Raw genomic sequence first — 16,778 nt, 5'->3', positions numbered from 1 at the left:
GCGGGCGCGTCGCGCCCGTCGGATGGGTCCGATTCTATCGAACCGCTTACGGTCTTGCCGGCGTGCTGGCCGTTGGGCCGATCAGGCTTCGGCGCGCACGCCGCTTGCGCGGTCCGCGTCGGTCATCCGGCCAATGCCCGGCGGGACGCCGCCGCGAGTAACATCGGTGCGCAGGCGGCGTGCCCGAAGCGTTCCAGCGCGGCGCGTCATCGCCCCCGTTGCCGCCCAGGCTTTCCGACCGCAGGAGTCACCGTGAACATCGATCCCACCCTTGCCCTGCACCTGCTGCACCGTTGCGCGCTCGGCACGCTCGCGACCCACGCGCGCGACCCGCAAGGCTTTCCCTATCCGACGGTCGTGCCGTTCGCACCCGATGCGAATCATCGACCGGTGATTCTCGTGAGCGGCCTGGCCGAGCATACGCGCAACCTTGCCGCCGATCCGCGCGCGGGATTCCTCGTCGTCGACGCGCCGCACGGCGACGTGCTGAACGCCGAGCGCGCGACACTGCTCGGCCGCTTCATGCCGCTCGGCGACGATCCGCATGTCGCCGCGCGCTACACGCGCTACGAACCCGATGCCGCACGCTACCTCGCGCTCGGCGATTTCACGTTCTGGGCACTCGATATCGAGCGGCTGCGCTATATCGGCGGATTCGGCCGGATGGGCTGGGTGGACGGCACCGGCCTCGATGCGCTGCCGCCGCTTGGGTTCGACGAAGAACGGGCGTTGTGGGAGGCGTACGACTCGAGCGATGCGCGCCGCGACGGGCTCGACCTGCTCGGCGTCGATCGCCACGGAGCCGACTGGCGCTGCGACAACCGCCGCGTGCGCACGCCCTTCGATTCAGTGCCGGGCGACGCCGGTGCGTTGCGCGAACGGTTGATTGCCTGCGCTCGGGAGGTGACGTGATGCAGGGATACGGATATGTCTGAATAACGCCTCGCGCCGTACGATATTTCCGAACTTGTCGCCGGATGAAAGCTTTGATTTTCCCACATGCAGGGTAATTGCGTATGCTGATAGGCCGATTACCGGATCGATAATGTCCTAATCTCTATGCAAGTGCGTAAAAACTTGAGAAATGGCCGCAGCCGGTCAAAATGACGTGCGTGAATTGCAATTGGTCTCGGGATTTTCATGAATCTCGCTTCTATCAAATCTTTTTTGTGCTAATCTCTGCCTTCGAAAATCCGAGGCACATATATTTCATGAATGGTGAGCTGGCAGCAGACCGGCGCCATTGGTCAGATAGAAAGGGAAACTATGTCTTCTTACAAGGACCTGCTGGCCCAGCGGGAGAAGCTGGAGAAGCAAATCGAAGAAGCGAAGTCGCGTGAATACGCTGAAGTGCTGAATGACGTGAAGCAGAAAATTGCCGACTACGGCTTTTCGCTCGCCGAACTCGGTCTCAGCCGCGCGAAGGCAGGTAAGGTCGGCCGTCCGCGCGCAGGCGTGGCCGCGAAATACCGTGATCCGGAAACGGGCGCGACGTGGTCGGGCCGCGGCAAACCGCCGCGCTGGATCGCTGGCAAGAACCGCGAACAGTTTGCGATTTAAACGATCGTTTAAGTCGACATCTCAAAAAGAGTCGCGCATCCGTCGAGGAGCGCGGCTTTTTGCATTCCGGCACCGGATTGTATGCGTTTTGTCATGAAAGTGTCAGACACGGGTGTGAATGAAAATGCAACCCGTTCGCATAAGCGGTTGATTTGAATGGAAAATTTTGGGTTATCGGAATGCCGGGCGGACTTCGTTTGATAGAATTCCGTATCACAACCGATATCTAGCATTTCATGTCCACGTTTTCCGACGACGCGCAAAGCGCAGATAAGCACGCGGTCGCGCGCAAGAGCACCCTCGTTAGTATTGTGCTGAATGTGGTGCTTGCGACGTTTCAGATCGTCGTCGGCGTGGTTGCGCATTCGCAGGCATTGATTGCCGATGGCATCCATTCGATTTCCGATCTGATCTCGGATTTTGTCGTACTGGTGGCCAATCGCCATAGTGGTGCATCGCCGGATGCCGATCACAATTACGGACACAGCCGCTATGAAACCGTCGCGTCGCTGTTTCTCGGCGCGATCCTGATCGCCGTCGGCATCGGCATGCTCTGGCGCGCCGGCGACCGGCTCGTGAATCTCGAAAACATCCCGGCCGTCCATTTTTCCGCGTTGATCGTCGCGCTGACCGTGCTCGTGTCGAAAGAGGCGCTGTTCCGCTACATGCTGCGCGAGGCTCGGCGCGTGCGTTCGGCGATGCTCGTCGCGAACGCGTGGCATGCGCGCTCGGATGCCGCATCGTCGCTCGTCGTCGCGATCGGCATCGTCGGCAGTCTCGCCGGCGTGCGGCTGCTCGACCCGATCGCCGCGGCGATCGTCGGTTTCATGGTCGCGCGCATGGGCTGGACATTCGGCTACGACGCGCTTCAGGACCTGTCGGATCGTGCACTCGACACCGCCGACACGGCCGAGATCCGCGCGCTGCTCGAGGCGACGCCGGGCGTGCGCGACGTGCACGACCTGCGCACGCGCAAGATGGGCGATGCGGCGCTCGTCGACGCGCACATCCTTGTCGATCCGATGATCTCCGTCTCCGAAGGCCACTACATCGCGGAAACCGCACGTGCGCGCGTGCTGCGCGACCCGCGCGTGCTCGACGCGCTGATCCACGTCGATCCGGAGAACGACACGGCGCGCCGTCCGGCGCTCGCGCTGCCGCCGCGCGCCGAGATCGCGGCGCGGCTCGAGGCCGCGCTCGCGCAACGCGGGCTGCATCCGGCCGCGATCAACCTGCACTACCTGAGCACGGGGCTCGAGATCGACGTGACGCTCGACGCCGGCGCGGGCGATACCGACGCGTCGCTGGCCGGCCGGCTCGACGTCGACGCGCTGAAGCGGCAGTTCGGCGCGCGTCGGATCGGCTTCACGCGCGGATTGCCCGCGCAGGCCTGAGCGGCGCCGGCGACCGCGGGCCCGCGCGTTACAGCGGCAGTTGCGTGTCGAACTTGATTTCGCGCAGCACGACGCTCGTGCGCACCTGCGACACCGCCGGGATCTTGAAGATCCGTTCGTGCAGGAAGACGTCGTAGGCCTTGATGTCGGGCGCGACGATCTTGAGGATGTAATCGGCCTCGCCGGTCGTGCTGTAGCACTCGGTGACTTCCGGGCAGGTCGCGATCTCGCGCTCGAACTGTTCGACGCCGCCTTCGTTGTGGCGGGTCAGATGCACGTGCGCGAGCGCGCACACGTGCAGGCCGAGCTTCTCGCGATCGAGCAGCGCCGTGTAGCGCTGGATCACGCCCGACTGTTCCATGTCCTTGATGCGGCGCCAGCACGGCGTGCTCGACAGGCCGACCTGGTCGGAGATTTCCTGCACGGAACGGCGCGCGTCGAGTTGCAACAGGCGAAGGATTTTTTGCGAAAAGGAATCGAGCGTCACCTGCGCCTCCATGCGGCAGCCACAACACGCTGAATGTTAGAGGGCCGGGAAAGGAAAGGCAATCTGACGCGGCGCTGTTGAGCGAGATTCGCTAATTTGCTCGCGGATCCGTGGGGTTTTGTCCCGCCCCCGCGTTTTCCGACCGATCGGTGTCCGACACGGCGAGGCCCGCGAGCGCGGCCTGCTGACGGCGCAGGTCGGCGAGCATGTTGCAGAACAGCGCGCCTTGCTCGATCGCGTCGTCGAGCGCGACGTGCGTGTGCGGGTGATCGTCGAACCAGTGCTTCGGAAAGCGCGGCTTGATCGCCTTGCGGTACGGCAGGCCCGTCATCGCGAACGCGAGCGTCTTGATGTCGAGCGCCGACCACGAGAACGGGCAGCGTCCCGCGAAGCGCATCATGTACCAGAACATGAACGTGAAGTCGAAACCGGCCGGCATCGCGACGAATACCGGCTTGCCGGGCAGCGCCTCGACCCACTCGACGTACGCGACCAGCGCCGCCTCGGGCGCCTGCAGGTCGCGCCGGCACGCGGCCCACGCTTCGGGCTCCGTCTTCCACCACGCTTCCTGCACCGGGTGGGCCTGCGCGCCGGGCAGCGTCTCGAGGTTCGCCGAGAACGTCGCGATCAGCTGCTTGTCCTCGGTATAGGCGGCCGACGCGAAGCTCAGCATCGAGTGCGGGCCGGGAATCGGGCCGTCGGCCTCGACGTCGGTGCTGACGTAGATTTCGGGGATGGCGGTCTGGTTCATCCGAACACCTTGTCGGACACGAACGGGTTCGTGCGGCGCTCGTCGCCGAACGTCGACACCGGGCCGTGGCCCGGCACGAACGTGACATCGTCGCCGAGCGGCCACAGCTTCTCCTTGATCGAACGCACGAGGTCCGCGTGGTTGCCGCGCGGGAAATCGGTGCGCCCGATCGAGCCGGCGAACAGCACGTCGCCGACGATCGCGACGCGATGCGCGCGGCTGAAGAACACGACGTGGCCGGGCGTGTGGCCCGGGCAGTGATAGACCTCGAGCGTCTCGTCGCCGAACCGCACGGTGTCGCCGTCCTTCAGCCATTGGTCCGGCTCGAACGCCTCGGCGGCCGGGAAGCCGAAGCGCTGGCTCTGCATCGGCAGTTGCTCGATCCAGAAGCGCTCGTCTTCCTGCGGTCCCACGATCGGCACGCCGTAGTGTGTCGCGAGCGCCTTCGCGCCCGCGCAGTGATCGACGTGGCCGTGCGTGAGCAGCACCTTCTCGACCTGCACGTTCTGCCGCGCGATCTCCTGTTCGATCCGTTCGATGTCGCCGCCGGGATCGACGACGGCGGCGCGGCCCGTCTTCTCGCAGACGAGCAGCGAGCAGTTCTGCTGGAACGGCGTGACCGGAATGAGCGTGACTTTCATGGGGACACCGGCGGCTAAAAGGAGCGATTGTACCGGTCGCGCGCGCTGCCTGCCCGCCCTGCGGCGCGGCGTCGGGTGCGCGGTTCCGGGCAATCCCGGAGCATGCCGATTGTTACACTCATAGTGAGAATCAATGGTCCGGAAGGGGCGCTTTTCTAGCCGGGCTTTTGGTTTATGTATAATGCGGCCCATTGCGCGTGAATTTCACGCAATTCGCTGGTGTTTCGGCCCCGTTAAAAAAGGGGTGTCGGATTCACCGTCAAGCATCGACCGCCGGGGAGTCCGGCGGTGTATCCAGCACCGAGCATTCGGTGCTCACGTCTTGTCCGGCCGGGTGCTGCGCGCCCGTTCTGCGGCCCTGCTGCCGCTCCGCCGGATGAGGCCTGTGCCGCCGTTCCTGTGCGTTGGCCGTACGCCACGCGCGCGAACGTGATAGCCATGTTCGATGGCGGCATGTGGGGTCTGGTCAGGCTGCCGGGGACAGGTTGCGCCAGACGTGAAAACTAATCAGGACGGTTGCGGCAGAGACGAAAGCCGCGCCCATGCTAGCCGCCTGCTCGCTTAGCCGAGCGGGGCGTGCACGCATTTGCCGTCCGGGCCGCGTATCTGCGTTGTTGAGCAGCGTTGTATCGGTGCGGCCCGAACCAGAAGGCGACACGTCGATGAACTTTCGTTTTCCGACTCGATTCGGGACCATTGCATTATTTTTCGCGCTGACGGGCTGTGCGGTGCCATCCAGCCAGACCACCGGCAGCGCCAACCAGAAGAACGCGGTCAACAAGACGGCCGCTGCCGCGAAAGCGGACGACGACAAGCAGCAACTGAACTTCGATTCCGCGCTGGCATCGATGCCGGCTGCCGACAGCAAGGACGCGAAGAAGTCGTCGCTGGCGGACGCCGAGCCGATCGACGGCAAGGACGTGTCTGACTTCCGCCAGACGGGCCGGGCATCGTGGTATGGCCGGGATTTCCACGGCCGCCGCACCGCGAACGGCGAGCGTTTCAACATGAACGCGCTGACCGCCGCGCACCGCACGCTGCCGCTGTCGTCGTACATCAAGGTGACGAACGCGTCGAGCGGCAAGTGGGTCGTCGTGAAGGTCAACGATCGCGGGCCGTACAAGCGCGGCCGCGTGCTCGACCTGTCTTATGCGGCCGCCAAGATGATCGGCCTCGTGCATGCCGGCACCGGCCGCGTGAAGATCGAAGGGCTGTCGCCGCAGGAAGCGCGCGAGGCGCGCGACGAAATGCTCGCGTCGCTGTCGTCGAAGTAACGCGGCGGTTCGTCCGCACATGCAAAAGGGCTGCCTTCGGGCAGCCCTTTTTCGTTTCCGCGTGCCGGGCGGCGGGTGCCGCCCGCGCTCGCGCGTCAGCCTTCCTTCAGCGCCAGCGCGCGCGCATACAGCGCGTTGCGCGATGCGCCCGTCAGCGCGGCCGCGAGCTTCGCCGCGCTCTTCACCGGCACTTCTTCCAGCAGCAGCTTGAGCAGCGCGTCGTGCGCGGTGTCGTCGGCTTCGCCGACGTCGGCCGGCGCGCCTTCGACGACCAGGACGAACTCGCCGCGCTGCCGGTTCGCATCGCCGGCGAGCCAGCTCTGTCCTTCGGCCAGGGTGCCCTGGAACAGCTGCTCGTGTAGCTTGGTGAGCTCGCGTGCGATCAGCAGCCGGCGCGCCGGGCCGAACGCGTCAGCGAGGGCGGCGACGGTGTCCGTGATCCGGTGCGGCGCTTCGTAGAACACCAGTGCGTACGGGTGTCGCACGAGCGCCTGCAGCGCGCTCGCACGCTGCTTTGGCTTCGGCGGCAGGAAGCCCGCGAACGTGAACGCGCCGGCCCAGTCGCCCGCCACGCTCAGCGCGGTCACGGCCGCGCTCGCGCCCGGCAGCGGAATCACCGGGAAGCCCGCCGCGCGCACGGCGTCGACGAGCCGCGCGCCGGGGTCCGAAATGCCGGGCGTGCCGGCGTCCGACACGTACGCGACGCGTTCGCCCGCGCGCAGCAGTTCGATCACGCGCAGCGCGGCTTCGCGCTCGTTGTGCTCGTGCACGGCGACGAGCGGTTTCGAGATGCCGTAGCGGGCCAGCAGCTGGCCCGTGTTGCGGGTGTCTTCGGCCGCGATGCGGTCGGCCAGGCCGAGCACGTGCAGCGCGCGCAGCGTGATGTCGGCGGTGTTGCCGATCGGCGTCGCGACCACGTAGAGCGCGGCGTCCGGGTAGTGCTGCGTTTGCGCGAGTTCGAGGAGGGCAGTCATGGCAGGCAATGCGCGCAATCGCGGCGCAGGCGGAACAAGGACGGCATTGTGCCACGCGGCGCCGGCCGCGCCGGGTAACAAGCGCAGTTTGCCGACCGGCGGCGGCAACTTTTCCGGCACGGCGCGATCAAGATCGATTGGCGCGACGTTCGAGCAGCGCGCGCGGCAGTTCCTGGAACGTCGCGGTCTCGCGTTCGTCGCGGCGAACGTGACGATGCGCGGCGGCGAACTCGACCTGGTGATGCGCACGCCCGACGGCACGCTCGTGTTCGTCGAGGTGCGCGCGCGGCGCAGCGCCCGGCATGGCGGCGCGGCCGCGAGCGTCGGCTTGCGCAAGCGGCGGCGTCTGGTCGCGGCCGCGCTCCATTTCTGGGCGCGGCACGGCGCGGGTGCCGCATGCCGTTTCGACGTCGTCGCGTTCGAGGCGGGTCGGCTCGAGTGGCTGCGCGATGCATTTCGTGCCGACGATGCGTAGCCGCGAGCTGTGACGAGATGTAAAGAGTTCTTGCCATACCCCCGGAGAGGGTGCCGGAGTGCGGTAAACTCGCCGCACCCATGACGTTGCGCGCTGCGTGCCATGCGCGCCCAGTTCACCAGGAATCGATGTCAGTCGAACGTATTCAGCAACATTTCCGCGACAGCGCCGCGCTTCACGCCGAAGCGGCCGATGCGCTGTCGTTGCCGATCGCGGCCGCGGTCGACGCAATGTTCGCCGCGCTGGCGAACGGCAACAAGATCGTCGCATGCGGGGATGGCCCGTCGGCCGCCGCAGCGCACTACCTCGCCGTGTCGCTCGTCGGCGGTTTCGAGCGCGAGCGTCCGGGCCTTCCCGCGATTGCGCTGGCCACCGATGCGTCGCAGGGCGGTCTCACGGGGGCAGTCGCCGCCGATCAGCTGTTCGCGCAGCAGGTGCGCGTGCTCGGGCAGACCGGCGACATCCTGCTGGTGCTCGACGCGAGCGGCGCGTCGCCGCGCGTGCTGGCCGCGATCGACGAGGCGCACGAGCGCGAGATGACCGTCGTCGCGCTGACGGGCGGCGACGGCCATGCCGTCGGGGCCGCGCTGTCCGACACCGATATTCCGATCAGCGTGCCCGCCTCGCGTGCGGCACGCGTCCACGAAGTCCATCTGCTGACCATCCACTGCCTGTGCGACGGCATCGACGCGATGCTGCTGGGTGAGGATTGAACGAAGGAGAGCCGTCGATGAATCAAAGCCGCGTCAAACAGACGCTCGTCAGAACCACGTTGCTCGCCGCGCTGACGGCGGGCCTCGCGATGTCCCTGCAGGGCTGCGTGCTCGGCGTGCTTGGGGCGGCGGCCGGCGGCGGCGCGCTGATCGCGACCGATCGCCGTACGCTCGGCGCGCAGACGGAGGATCGCGAGATCCAGGTCAAGTCGCTCTCGCAAATCAACAACGGGCTGCCGGATCAGTCGCACGTGAACGTGACGGTGTTCAACCGCCGCGTGCTGCTGACGGGCGAAGTGCCGAACAATGCGTCGAAGCAGCGCGCCGAGGAAATCGTGCGCGGCATCAACAACGTGAACGGCATCGTCAACGAGCTGTCGGTCGAGCCGTCGTCGTCGCTGTCGTCGCGCGCGAACGACTCGTACCTCGAAGGGCGCGTGAAGTCCGAGCTGATCGCAACGAAGGGGCTGTCGGCGAATTACTACAAGGTCGTCAGCGAGCGCGGCAACGTCTACCTGATGGGGCTCGTGACGGTCGACGAAGGCAATCGCGGCGCCGATGCAGCCAGCCAGGTGCCGGGCGTCGAGAAGGTCGTGAAGGTGTTCCAGTACATCCAGCCGCAGGACGCGCAGGCATTGCAGGCCGCGTCGCCGAGCGGGGCGTCCGGCGCGCAGGCCGCCGCCGCGCCTGCGGATGCCGCGACGGTCGGCGCGGTGCCCGATGCGTCGGTCCAGTCCACGCCGCTGCAACCGCCGGCACCGATCTCGAATTCATCGAGTGTGCACCCGGGCAACCCGAAGGCAACGCCGCAATGAAGTCGACGCAAACGAAGATCAGGCAATGGATGGTGCAGGGCGCCGCAGCCGCGGCGCTCGCAGCCGGTGCGCTCGGCACGGCGCAGGCGGACGTCGGCGACGGCCTCAAGGTCGCGCGAGGCAACGCGTGCATGGGTTGCCACGCAGTGGACCGCAAGCTCGTCGGCCCGTCGTTCAAGGACATCGCCGCCCGCTACAAGTCCGATCCGCAGGCCGTCGCGAAGCTGTCGAAGAAAGTGAAGGACGGTGGCTCCGGCGTCTGGGGCGCGATTCCGATGCCGGCGCATCCGCGCATGAGCGACGCGGAGCTGCGCTCCGTGGTCGAATGGGTGCTGGCCGGCGCGCCGTCAAAGTGACGCGCCGGGGTGACGGAACCCCTATTGCCAAGCGCGGAAATGCGTGTGTATGATGATCGACTGTTGGGGCGGTAGCTCAGCTGGGAGAGCGTCGCGTTCGCAATGCGAAGGTCGGGAGTTCGATCCTCCTCCGCTCCACCAAGAATTCATCCGAAGAAATTCGAGAAAGTCCGAAAAACCCCGTAAGATCAAGCCTTACGGGGTTTTTTATTAGCTATAGGGTTCGAGTTCATCCGTTGACATCCGGACCCGAAAGGGGAAAACTTTTGGGGCAACTGTCCGCCCAGCCAACCCAGTATTCCCCAAATGGCGCTGTCCGATACCGCCATCAAGAATGCGAAGCCCGCCGAGAAGCCCAGAAAGCTGTTCGACGGCGGTGGTCTTTATCTGCTCGTCGTTCCTAGCCGGGCCAAGTACTGGCGGCTCAAGTACCGGTTCGGCGGCAAGGAGAAAACCCTGTCGTTCGGCGTGTACCCGGAAGTGACGCTCGCAGCGGCGCGGAATCTGCGAGACGAGGCCCACGCGCTACTTGCCGCAGGAGTCGATCCAAGCGAGGTACGAAAGGAGGAGCGCGCTGCCCAGCGCGATGAAGCCGTTCGGCTGGAGGCGGCGATGCGCTTTTCCGTGGATAGCGACGGCGCGCTGTCGATCCGCCTTGGCGTGCGTCGCATGAATCTGAGTCCGTCGGAGACGGCCCAGCTTCGCGCATTTCTTGATGCAACGCGCACTGTGCTCCCCAAGGAGTAAACGAGCATGGCACTAACTGACGTAGGCGTTCGCAACGCGAAGCCGACTGGCAAGCTCTATCGTCTATTCGATGAACGCGGCATGTACCTTGAGGTCTCCGCTACCGGCGGCAAGTGGTGGCGCTTTAAGTACCGATTCGAGGGCAAGGAGAAGCGACTATCGCTTGGCGTTTACCCGGATGTCGGACTCAAGGACGCACGCGAGCGCCGGGACGAGATGCGCAAACTCCTCACGCACGGAATCGACCCTGGCGAGCACAAAAAGGCTACGAAGGCGGCGACACTTGAGCGAGCCGCGAATTCGTTCGAAGTGGTCGCGCGTGAATGGTTCGCTCGCCAGTCGCCCACCTGGGCTGAAAGTCACGCGGATAAGGTCATCCAGCGTCTCGAAAAAGACATCTTCCCCTGGCTCGGCAACCGATCTGTCGCCGAAATTGCCGCCCCCGAGCTGCTGGCGGTCATTCGGCGGATCGAAGAGCGCGGGGCGAAGGATACGGCCCATCGAGCATTGCAGAACTGCGGACAGGTGTTCCGCTACGCCGTGGCGACAGGGCGAGCCGAACGTGATCCGTCGTCCGACTTGAGAGGTGCCCTTCCGCCAGTTCGGCACGAGAATTTCGCATCCATCACCGAGCCCACGAGGGTGGCAGAGCTACTGCGCGCCATCGATGCCTTTCGCGGCACTTTTGTCGTGAAGAGTGCGTTGCAGTTGGCTCCGCTCCTGTTCGTACGGCCCGGCGAATTGCGTAAGGCCGAGTGGTTGGGCTTTGATCTCGATAAGGCGGAGTGGCGTTATCTCGTAACCAAAACGAAGACCGAGCATCTCGTTCCCCTATCCACACAGGCCGTGACGATCTTACGAGAACTGCATGCGCTGACAGGGCAGAAGACTTACGTGTTTCCCGGACGCGACACGCGGAAACCGATGAGCGAGGCGGCAATCAACGCGGCGCTGCGGCGGATGGGATACGACACAAAGACGGAGATCACTGGTCACGGATTTCGGGCGATGGCTCGCACAATTTTGCACGAGGAACTGCACGTAAAGCCGGAAGTGATCGAGCATCAACTTGCGCACAAGGTTCCGGACGCGCTAGGCACCGCATACAATCGCACCAAATTCCTAAAAGAACGGCGAACCATGATGCAACAATGGGCGGATTACTTGGCCGCGCTAAAAGCGGGGGAACCCCTCGCGGCGATCGAGGCGCAAACCTAGAGGGCGGAAAGGAAATGCAGCACCTCTGCTGTGGGCCGCGCTATTTTGATACTGCAGTGTCCGGCGAGGTCGCTGCGCCCACCGGCCCCGGTCGCTTTCGTCTGTAGTCACGAGGTCCGCGTAATGGCGCGAGTGCGCTTTGCAAGGAACCGGTGAACACAGGGGAAACGATGAAGAAAGGCCCGGGGCTAACCACTACCCCGGGCGTCGGGTCAGTCGCGCTTCAGGACGAAGCCCTTCCAGCCATTGAACGCGGCGCGACGAACATGGTGCATTCCACGCTGTTCGAGCTTGGCGTTGAACTTCGCGATCGGCAGGGCCGCACGTCCGTTGTTGCGGGTGTGCGCTACGTAACTGCGGTACACCTCGTTCGCTCCCTGAATCGGCGCGCCGTCGCGTACAGTGCAACAGGAGCTGAGCCACGAGCGGACGGTGTCCGAGCGCGTCCGCAACTGCTCGGTCGCACGTGTCACCTTGCTGCACGTGCCGAGTTTGCGCGCGTGATACTGTCGCGCTCCCTCGATGAGCCAGTTAAGGATACCCGGCAGTTCGTTGGCGAGCTTCGCGTCGAGGTCAGGATCGCAGTCCTCGCCGTTAAAGCGACGCATTAACGGAATGACGCGAATGCGACGCCACATGGCGGCGTTGTCATACGCGATCTCGGGATCGGAGTTCAGCGACAGCCAGAGTTTGCCGACCGGCGTGAACGTTTCCTGCTCCCCGAAGTTGCTTCGGCCTGTCAGCACGTCGCTGCCGCTGAGCTGCTTGACGAATGCTTCGTCAAAACGCTTCTGCCCGTCGAATTCGGTGCAAGCGTACAGGCGCGCGCCCTTCAACGCCATGACCGCCGGGCTCGGCGAGTTCGGATTGCTGGCATACGCACGTTGGAGCAAGTTCGGCGCGACCGTCTTCCCGTAGTCGCCGAGGGCCTTCGTGATCGCGCGAAGCAGCACACCCTTGCCGTTGGCGCCTGGTCCGATAATCAGGAAGAACACCTGCTCGCGGGTGTGCCCGAACGCGCTATAGCCGAGTGCGCGCTGAATGTACCGAGCGAATTCCTTGTCACCCTCGGTAATGCTGTCGATGAACTTCATGAACTCGGGGCTCTTGGCTTCGGCGTCGTAAGCAGCACCACAGCGCAAGGTGATGAAATCCTCTGAGCGAGCAGGGCGATGCTTCCCGGAGATGAGTTCGATCACACCATTCTCTACTCCTAGCAGGTTCGGATTGTTATCGAATCGCGAACTGGAAGTCTCCATGTCGGCATCGAGGGAGGCGTGGCGCAGGATCGCGGCAAGCGAAGACGCGGTCGCCTGACGCTGGAGGGCCGACAGGAGGCCGCTCTGCTTCTCGGATCGAACGCCGCGCACCGTTTCGATCAGGGCTTCGATCATCGCCTTACAATGACGCAGCGCCAGATGCGGCGCTTTCTTCCAGATGTCGTCGAACACCCACCAGGTCGAAGTACGGTGGTCGAACGCGACTTGACCCTTGTACGTCGCAACGAACAGGTTCGCGTGATCGGCTTCCGTGGTCGGCACGTCAACTTGCTTGGCGTTGCGCAATGACTGGTTCGCGTAGAAGAAGAGCGTCTGCTTCGTAATGCCGCCGTTCGGCTTGAAGTTGCGCCACGCTCGATCTTGCTCAGCCTGATCGAATTTACCCGGAGCCGTCTTGGACCATTGGTCCCACAGCGCCTTCCCCTGATCGTTAGGCATGAACGAATGTAGCGCCATACCGACCGTGAGCCAGATGGAACGATCCTCGGCGGAAATCTTCTCCAAGGTGCCGCGCACTTCCTCAAGGTCATTCGTTTCGACGATACGCGGTTGCTTCTGCGGCGCTTGCTTGCGCTTCAGCTTCATGCCGAATGCACGCTTGAACTCGCTAAACGTGATCGGCTTGCGTGCTTCGCCTTCAGCAGACGAAATGATACTGACCAGATGGCTCTGCCCGTTTTTCCGGTTGAGCGTGCCCGCGAGACGCATGCAGCGCGTCACGTCGGTCACGTTGGGATCGCCGCCCAGCTTTTTGGCGAGGAACGCCTGAACGCCGTGATACGCTTCGATCGGGCAACCATCGACGAGCCATACGACTTGGTAGTGGCCGGGCGACGTTTCAGTCAAGATGTCCGGCTTGATCGGAAATTGGTCGATGTCGTCGCGGGTGACGCCGCCGTCGAGGTCGACGAAGAACGCATTGATGCGCACGATGTGCGTTGATTTACGGATGCCGTCGCGGAACTCGTTTAGGGCGACGCCTACCGCCAAACCTTGGCGTACCGCAGCTTCAATCCTCGGGCCACATTCCTTCAAGGTTCCGAAAAAATGCTGAGCGCCCCCGACGTTCCCTTTCTCTGGATAGGTTTGGAATATGGTTGGCCGGGAACCATGCAGCAACTGCTTATGACGCTGCAGGTGTTTCTTATTTGCTGACATGAGTAGGTATCCTATGTAAATGTATTTTTCCCTTCCCTCTTCGACAAAAAAACCGGAACGCGCGAGGAGGTGGAGGAGGTGGATGGTTTTTCTGAATTGATCGGGAGGAAAGCGTAGCTTTTTCTCAGATCAGAAATTGAAAACACTTCCACTCCTTCCACTCCGTCCGAAGGGGTACTCGCTTTTACAGCTTCGAGGGGAAGAAGGGGGCGGTTAGGCGGAAGCCTGCTCCGAGTCGCGAGCGGCGATGCACGACGCGATGAACGCGTCCACTTCGTCCTCGACCCATGCGGACGTGCGGCCGCCGGTCGGCTTCACCGGTTTCGGGAAGCGGTCTTGCGCGATGAGTTCGTACATGACCGTATTCGACAACCCCGTGCGTTCGAGCACCTGATCGCGTTTGATCAAGCGGCGGTGAGCGCGGTTGCCGGGCGGGCAATCTGCCGCAGCGGCGGCAGAGCGGTGTGCGAGCGGGTAAGCCATAAATCCTCCTTGCGAACGATCCGCCACCGTGGCGGATTGCTGAGGATTATTCAGGCCAGACCCGGCGTTGTCGAAAGGGTTTAGCAGGCCCAGTTAGTGCCGGTCGTCGGCGCTAATGGCCCTGGTTAGCGTCGACGATCTTGAAGTCGTGAATAATGTTCTACTTGCGCGGTGGACGATCATCCCCCATTGCGGCGAGAAGCAAATAATCGTTCGTGGCGACGTTCATCGCATCATCCAAGGAGTCCGTCAATCTCTTTGCGGGTGCTCCCGGACCCCATACGAGTGCGGCCTGCTCAGCAAGAGTGTCCGCTTGAGTTCGCGCGTCGAGAATTTTTAGCTGAAGGAGTAACCGCGGCATTGGCCGTTGTCGACCCTTCTTCGGGACTATCTCTTCGGCTTTGCGCCATCGATCTAGTTGTTTCTCAAGGATTTTTCGCGCGGTCTCAACCTGCGCATCGAGAATCCTATCGTCTGCAAGAGCAAGACGGAGGTCGAAACGAAGGGCGAGCTGCCCGGGTTGGATTGTTACCAGACGGGTCCAGCGACCGTTACGTTGGCGTTGAGGTCGGATTGGCGATACAGCCTTTGAGATGAACATCGGCTCAGTAGATTTGCTGTTGCCGGACTCGTACGGCTCGTCATAGTGCTTGAACTCAGCCAACCCAAATTTTCTGGCAATGGCCCGCTTCTTTTGCAGCGTCGCGTCTTCTTCAAGGCCATCGCACGCCGCTTGGAAGTTGGGGTTGCGCAGCAAAAATTCCCAAGCCCACCGCTTGTTGGTCCACGTTTCGTGGCCTTCATATCTGGCCGGATCGAGTGGAGGCAGTGGAAGCGAATCGTTCTTTTGTCGGGACATGGCGTGTTCGCAGGCAAGGTCGAGCTGAAGTGGTGATTATCACCTCGCTTGCATAGCCGTTGTGCGTCGCAGAGCAGCAACGCGTTGCAGTCACGCGGGCACATTCATATCACGCGCCGTTTCGGCGGGCATGGTCAATGTGTGCTGGATTGAGGCGGACAAGTCGCAGGAGGAACTACCCTACGAAGCGTGTCTTGACCGGACACGTCGTCAGTGCCATCGAACGCGGGATTGGCAATCCCACGGTCGAGACACTGGCGACCATCTGCTACGTGCTAGGGATCACACTCTCGGGCCTCTTCGAACCGCTAAAATTGGCGCTCAAGTCGTTTGGCGAACATTGCGCGGATTCCGCACCACAGCCAAAACGCAGGCCGTTGCGGGAGCTACGGCGGCGTTCCGCTTCGGATCGACATCGCGCCCGCGAGTACTACCTTGCGGCGCTCGAACGCAGTCACGTATTGAGCGTACTCGGCCTTCCTGCCGCGTCCTGTTGTCCACGTCAACCGCGCGTTGTAAACCGCGAGGATTGGCTCGCTCTCAGCGGAATCAATCAGCAGCAGCGTGTGCCCTTCGAAGGTCCGGCCGGTCTGCCGCCCTTCGATGCCTACTGCGAGTACCGCATGCAAAGTCGCCCGATGTAATTCGCGCCACGTCACGATCACCGGTCGTCCAAGTAGCACTTCGCGCTCACTGAATCGGAGGACGTGCGCGTGCGCTTCTTCGAAGACGGCAGGTCGCAATCCCCAGTTGAGCTCCCGGATTAGCGTTTGCAGTTCGTCTAGCGAAATTCCGGTGTGCCAGAACGGCGTCGCTTTTTTGACATATTCGGCTTCGCGACTAGTTCGCCGCGACAGCGCACGAAGCGGGTTTGTCACGCACCCTTGCATCGCTAACGCCATTGCTGCCGCATGCAAGGCGCACGTCGAATCGAAACTGCCCTGGAAACTGAAGGTCGGAGCGTTCGAACCAACAATCGTGAGGCGTCGTCCGGGTCGCAAGGCGGGATGAAGTTTCTGCACGGTGAGCTCCATCAATATTCGTCCGGCAGCAGCAGAGTCGTCACGCGCCGATCAGCCTCGGTGATGATCCATACTCGCTCACGCTTATCGCCCAGTTCATAGGCCGAAAGAAGGCGCATTCCGTTCGTCACGGCCAGATCGTTTGAGCGAGCATCGGCGAGGCAGATGGCTCCCCAGTCCCCGCACTGATGCCTGCGCAATAGTTCGGCCGCGTTGGTGCCGGTTCTGTCGAGAAGGTCGAGCGCGCCGGGCGTCGCTACCGTTCGGCCGAGAGAGAAAAACGGTGTAGGATTTTTCCTGTTCATGATCAGGTATCCTTAATTATCAAGGCGAGCGTTATCGCCGGATGGGTATCCGGTCGCAAGCTCAGCATGTGGGAAAAGCTGAAACGCGAGGCTACTGCAGGGCGTTTCAGGAACGTGACGATGCTGCGGGTGTGATTTGCAAGGCGCGTCGGCGCGTAGCGCTCAGGCGGTGGAGAAAATCACGCAGGCAACGGTGAGGTCGACGTGCCGAGAGCGAAGTTTGGCAAGAATTGGGCGGGAATCACCCGAAAACGCCGCTTTGGCAA

18 protein-coding genes, 1 tRNA gene and 1 pseudogene are annotated in these 16,778 nt (G+C 63.2%); 11 read left to right on the top strand and 9 right to left on the bottom strand.

The genetic code is table 11. The annotated features are described in order from the left end of the window. The first annotated feature begins 252 nt into the window (after positions 1-252). From DIE11_RS28505 to DIE11_RS28495, 3 genes are all read left to right on the top strand, one after another. On the top strand, positions 253-912 hold the full coding sequence (locus DIE11_RS28505; protein WP_124628619.1) for a HugZ family protein: 660 nt from the start codon (positions 253-255) through the stop codon (positions 910-912). A 354-nt stretch (positions 913-1,266) separates the two neighbouring features. Beyond that, complete coding sequence (locus DIE11_RS28500; protein WP_006491875.1) at positions 1,267-1,560, top strand: H-NS family nucleoid-associated regulatory protein; 294 nt, start codon at positions 1,267-1,269, stop codon at positions 1,558-1,560. 236 nt (positions 1,561-1,796) lie between these two features. After that, positions 1,797-2,954 (top strand): cation diffusion facilitator family transporter, encoded by a 1,158-nt coding sequence (locus DIE11_RS28495; RefSeq protein WP_059601887.1) that lies wholly within the window; start codon positions 1,797-1,799, stop codon positions 2,952-2,954. A 28-nt stretch (positions 2,955-2,982) separates the two neighbouring features. Here DIE11_RS28495 and DIE11_RS28490 read toward each other — a convergent pair whose 3' ends face one another. From DIE11_RS28490 to DIE11_RS28480, 3 genes are all read right to left on the bottom strand, one after another. Beyond that, positions 2,983-3,453 (bottom strand): Lrp/AsnC family transcriptional regulator, encoded by a 471-nt coding sequence (locus DIE11_RS28490; protein ID WP_006477376.1) that lies wholly within the window; start codon positions 3,451-3,453, stop codon positions 2,983-2,985. A gap of 79 nt (positions 3,454-3,532) precedes the next feature. After that, entirely contained in the window at positions 3,533-4,192 is a 660-nt protein-coding gene (locus DIE11_RS28485; RefSeq protein ID WP_059601885.1) for a hypothetical protein, read from the bottom strand. Beyond that, positions 4,189-4,833, bottom strand: a complete 645-nt coding sequence (locus tag DIE11_RS28480; RefSeq protein ID WP_124628617.1) for an MBL fold metallo-hydrolase — start codon at positions 4,831-4,833, stop codon at positions 4,189-4,191. The genes DIE11_RS28485 and DIE11_RS28480 overlap by 4 nt, the downstream gene beginning before the upstream one ends. Before the next feature lie 662 nt (positions 4,834-5,495). On the opposite strand from DIE11_RS28480, the gene DIE11_RS28475 reads away from it, so the two are divergent. Further along, on the top strand, positions 5,496-6,107 hold the full coding sequence (locus DIE11_RS28475) for a septal ring lytic transglycosylase RlpA family protein (protein WP_124628615.1): 612 nt from the start codon (positions 5,496-5,498) through the stop codon (positions 6,105-6,107). A gap of 95 nt (positions 6,108-6,202) precedes the next feature. Here DIE11_RS28475 and rsmI read toward each other — a convergent pair whose 3' ends face one another. Next, the gene (gene rsmI, locus DIE11_RS28470) at positions 6,203-7,081 is read right to left on the bottom strand and encodes a 16S rRNA (cytidine(1402)-2'-O)-methyltransferase (protein WP_124628613.1); all 879 of its coding nucleotides are present in this window, start codon (positions 7,079-7,081) and stop codon (positions 6,203-6,205) included. 46 nt (positions 7,082-7,127) lie between these two features. Here rsmI and DIE11_RS28465 point away from each other — a divergent pair, with 46 nt between their 5' ends. The 7 genes and pseudogenes from DIE11_RS28465 (at position 7,128) to DIE11_RS28435 (ending at position 11,405) form a co-directional block, all read left to right on the top strand. Further along, positions 7,128-7,556 carry a YraN family protein gene (locus tag DIE11_RS28465; protein ID WP_185633837.1) on the top strand — a complete coding sequence of 143 codons (429 nt, stop codon included), beginning with the start codon at positions 7,128-7,130 and terminating at the stop codon, positions 7,554-7,556. A gap of 128 nt (positions 7,557-7,684) precedes the next feature. Next, positions 7,685-8,269 carry an SIS domain-containing protein gene (locus DIE11_RS28460; RefSeq protein ID WP_059601875.1) on the top strand — a complete coding sequence of 195 codons (585 nt, stop codon included), beginning with the start codon at positions 7,685-7,687 and terminating at the stop codon, positions 8,267-8,269. 17 nt (positions 8,270-8,286) lie between these two features. After that, the gene (locus DIE11_RS28455; protein ID WP_059601873.1) at positions 8,287-9,084 is read left to right on the top strand and encodes a BON domain-containing protein; all 798 of its coding nucleotides are present in this window, start codon (positions 8,287-8,289) and stop codon (positions 9,082-9,084) included. Beyond that, the gene (locus DIE11_RS28450; protein ID WP_124628609.1) at positions 9,081-9,440 is read left to right on the top strand and encodes a c-type cytochrome; all 360 of its coding nucleotides are present in this window, start codon (positions 9,081-9,083) and stop codon (positions 9,438-9,440) included. Before DIE11_RS28455 ends, DIE11_RS28450 begins: the two co-directional genes overlap by 4 nt. Positions 9,441-9,505: 65 nt before the next feature. Continuing rightward, a tRNA-Ala gene (locus tag DIE11_RS28445) sits at positions 9,506-9,581 on the top strand. A gap of 165 nt (positions 9,582-9,746) precedes the next feature. Then, positions 9,747-10,025, top strand: a pseudogene (locus DIE11_RS37115) (Arm DNA-binding domain-containing protein); the annotation flags it as partial. Between the two features lie 168 nt (positions 10,026-10,193). Beyond that, positions 10,194-11,405, top strand: coding sequence for a phage integrase central domain-containing protein (locus DIE11_RS28435; protein WP_124628606.1), 1,212 nt, complete (start codon positions 10,194-10,196; stop codon positions 11,403-11,405). Between the two features lie 212 nt (positions 11,406-11,617). Here DIE11_RS28435 and DIE11_RS28430 read toward each other — a convergent pair whose 3' ends face one another. From DIE11_RS28430 to DIE11_RS28405, 5 genes are all read right to left on the bottom strand, one after another. Continuing rightward, complete coding sequence (locus DIE11_RS28430) at positions 11,618-13,843, bottom strand: phage/plasmid primase, P4 family (RefSeq protein ID WP_124628603.1); 2,226 nt, start codon at positions 13,841-13,843, stop codon at positions 11,618-11,620. Positions 13,844-14,056: 213 nt separating this feature from the next. Then, positions 14,057-14,326 carry an AlpA family transcriptional regulator gene (locus DIE11_RS28425; protein ID WP_124628601.1) on the bottom strand — a complete coding sequence of 90 codons (270 nt, stop codon included), beginning with the start codon at positions 14,324-14,326 and terminating at the stop codon, positions 14,057-14,059. A gap of 160 nt (positions 14,327-14,486) precedes the next feature. Continuing rightward, positions 14,487-15,185, bottom strand: coding sequence for a transcriptional regulator domain-containing protein (locus DIE11_RS28420; RefSeq protein WP_124628599.1), 699 nt, complete (start codon positions 15,183-15,185; stop codon positions 14,487-14,489). 386 nt (positions 15,186-15,571) lie between these two features. After that, positions 15,572-16,219 carry a hypothetical protein gene (locus DIE11_RS28410; RefSeq protein WP_124628597.1) on the bottom strand — a complete coding sequence of 216 codons (648 nt, stop codon included), beginning with the start codon at positions 16,217-16,219 and terminating at the stop codon, positions 15,572-15,574. After that, positions 16,219-16,512: a hypothetical protein gene (locus DIE11_RS28405; protein ID WP_124628595.1), complete on the bottom strand. Its 294-nt coding sequence runs from the start codon at positions 16,510-16,512 to the stop codon at positions 16,219-16,221. The genes DIE11_RS28410 and DIE11_RS28405 overlap by 1 nt, the downstream gene beginning before the upstream one ends. Positions 16,513-16,778: the final 266 nt, after the last annotated feature.

The sequence above is a fragment of the Burkholderia sp. Bp9012 genome (genome assembly GCF_003853825.1).
Lineage (GTDB): Bacteria > Pseudomonadota > Gammaproteobacteria > Burkholderiales > Burkholderiaceae > Burkholderia > Burkholderia diffusa.
Note: the sequence above shows the minus strand (reverse complement) of the source record. Positions and strands in the feature narration are given on the sequence as shown.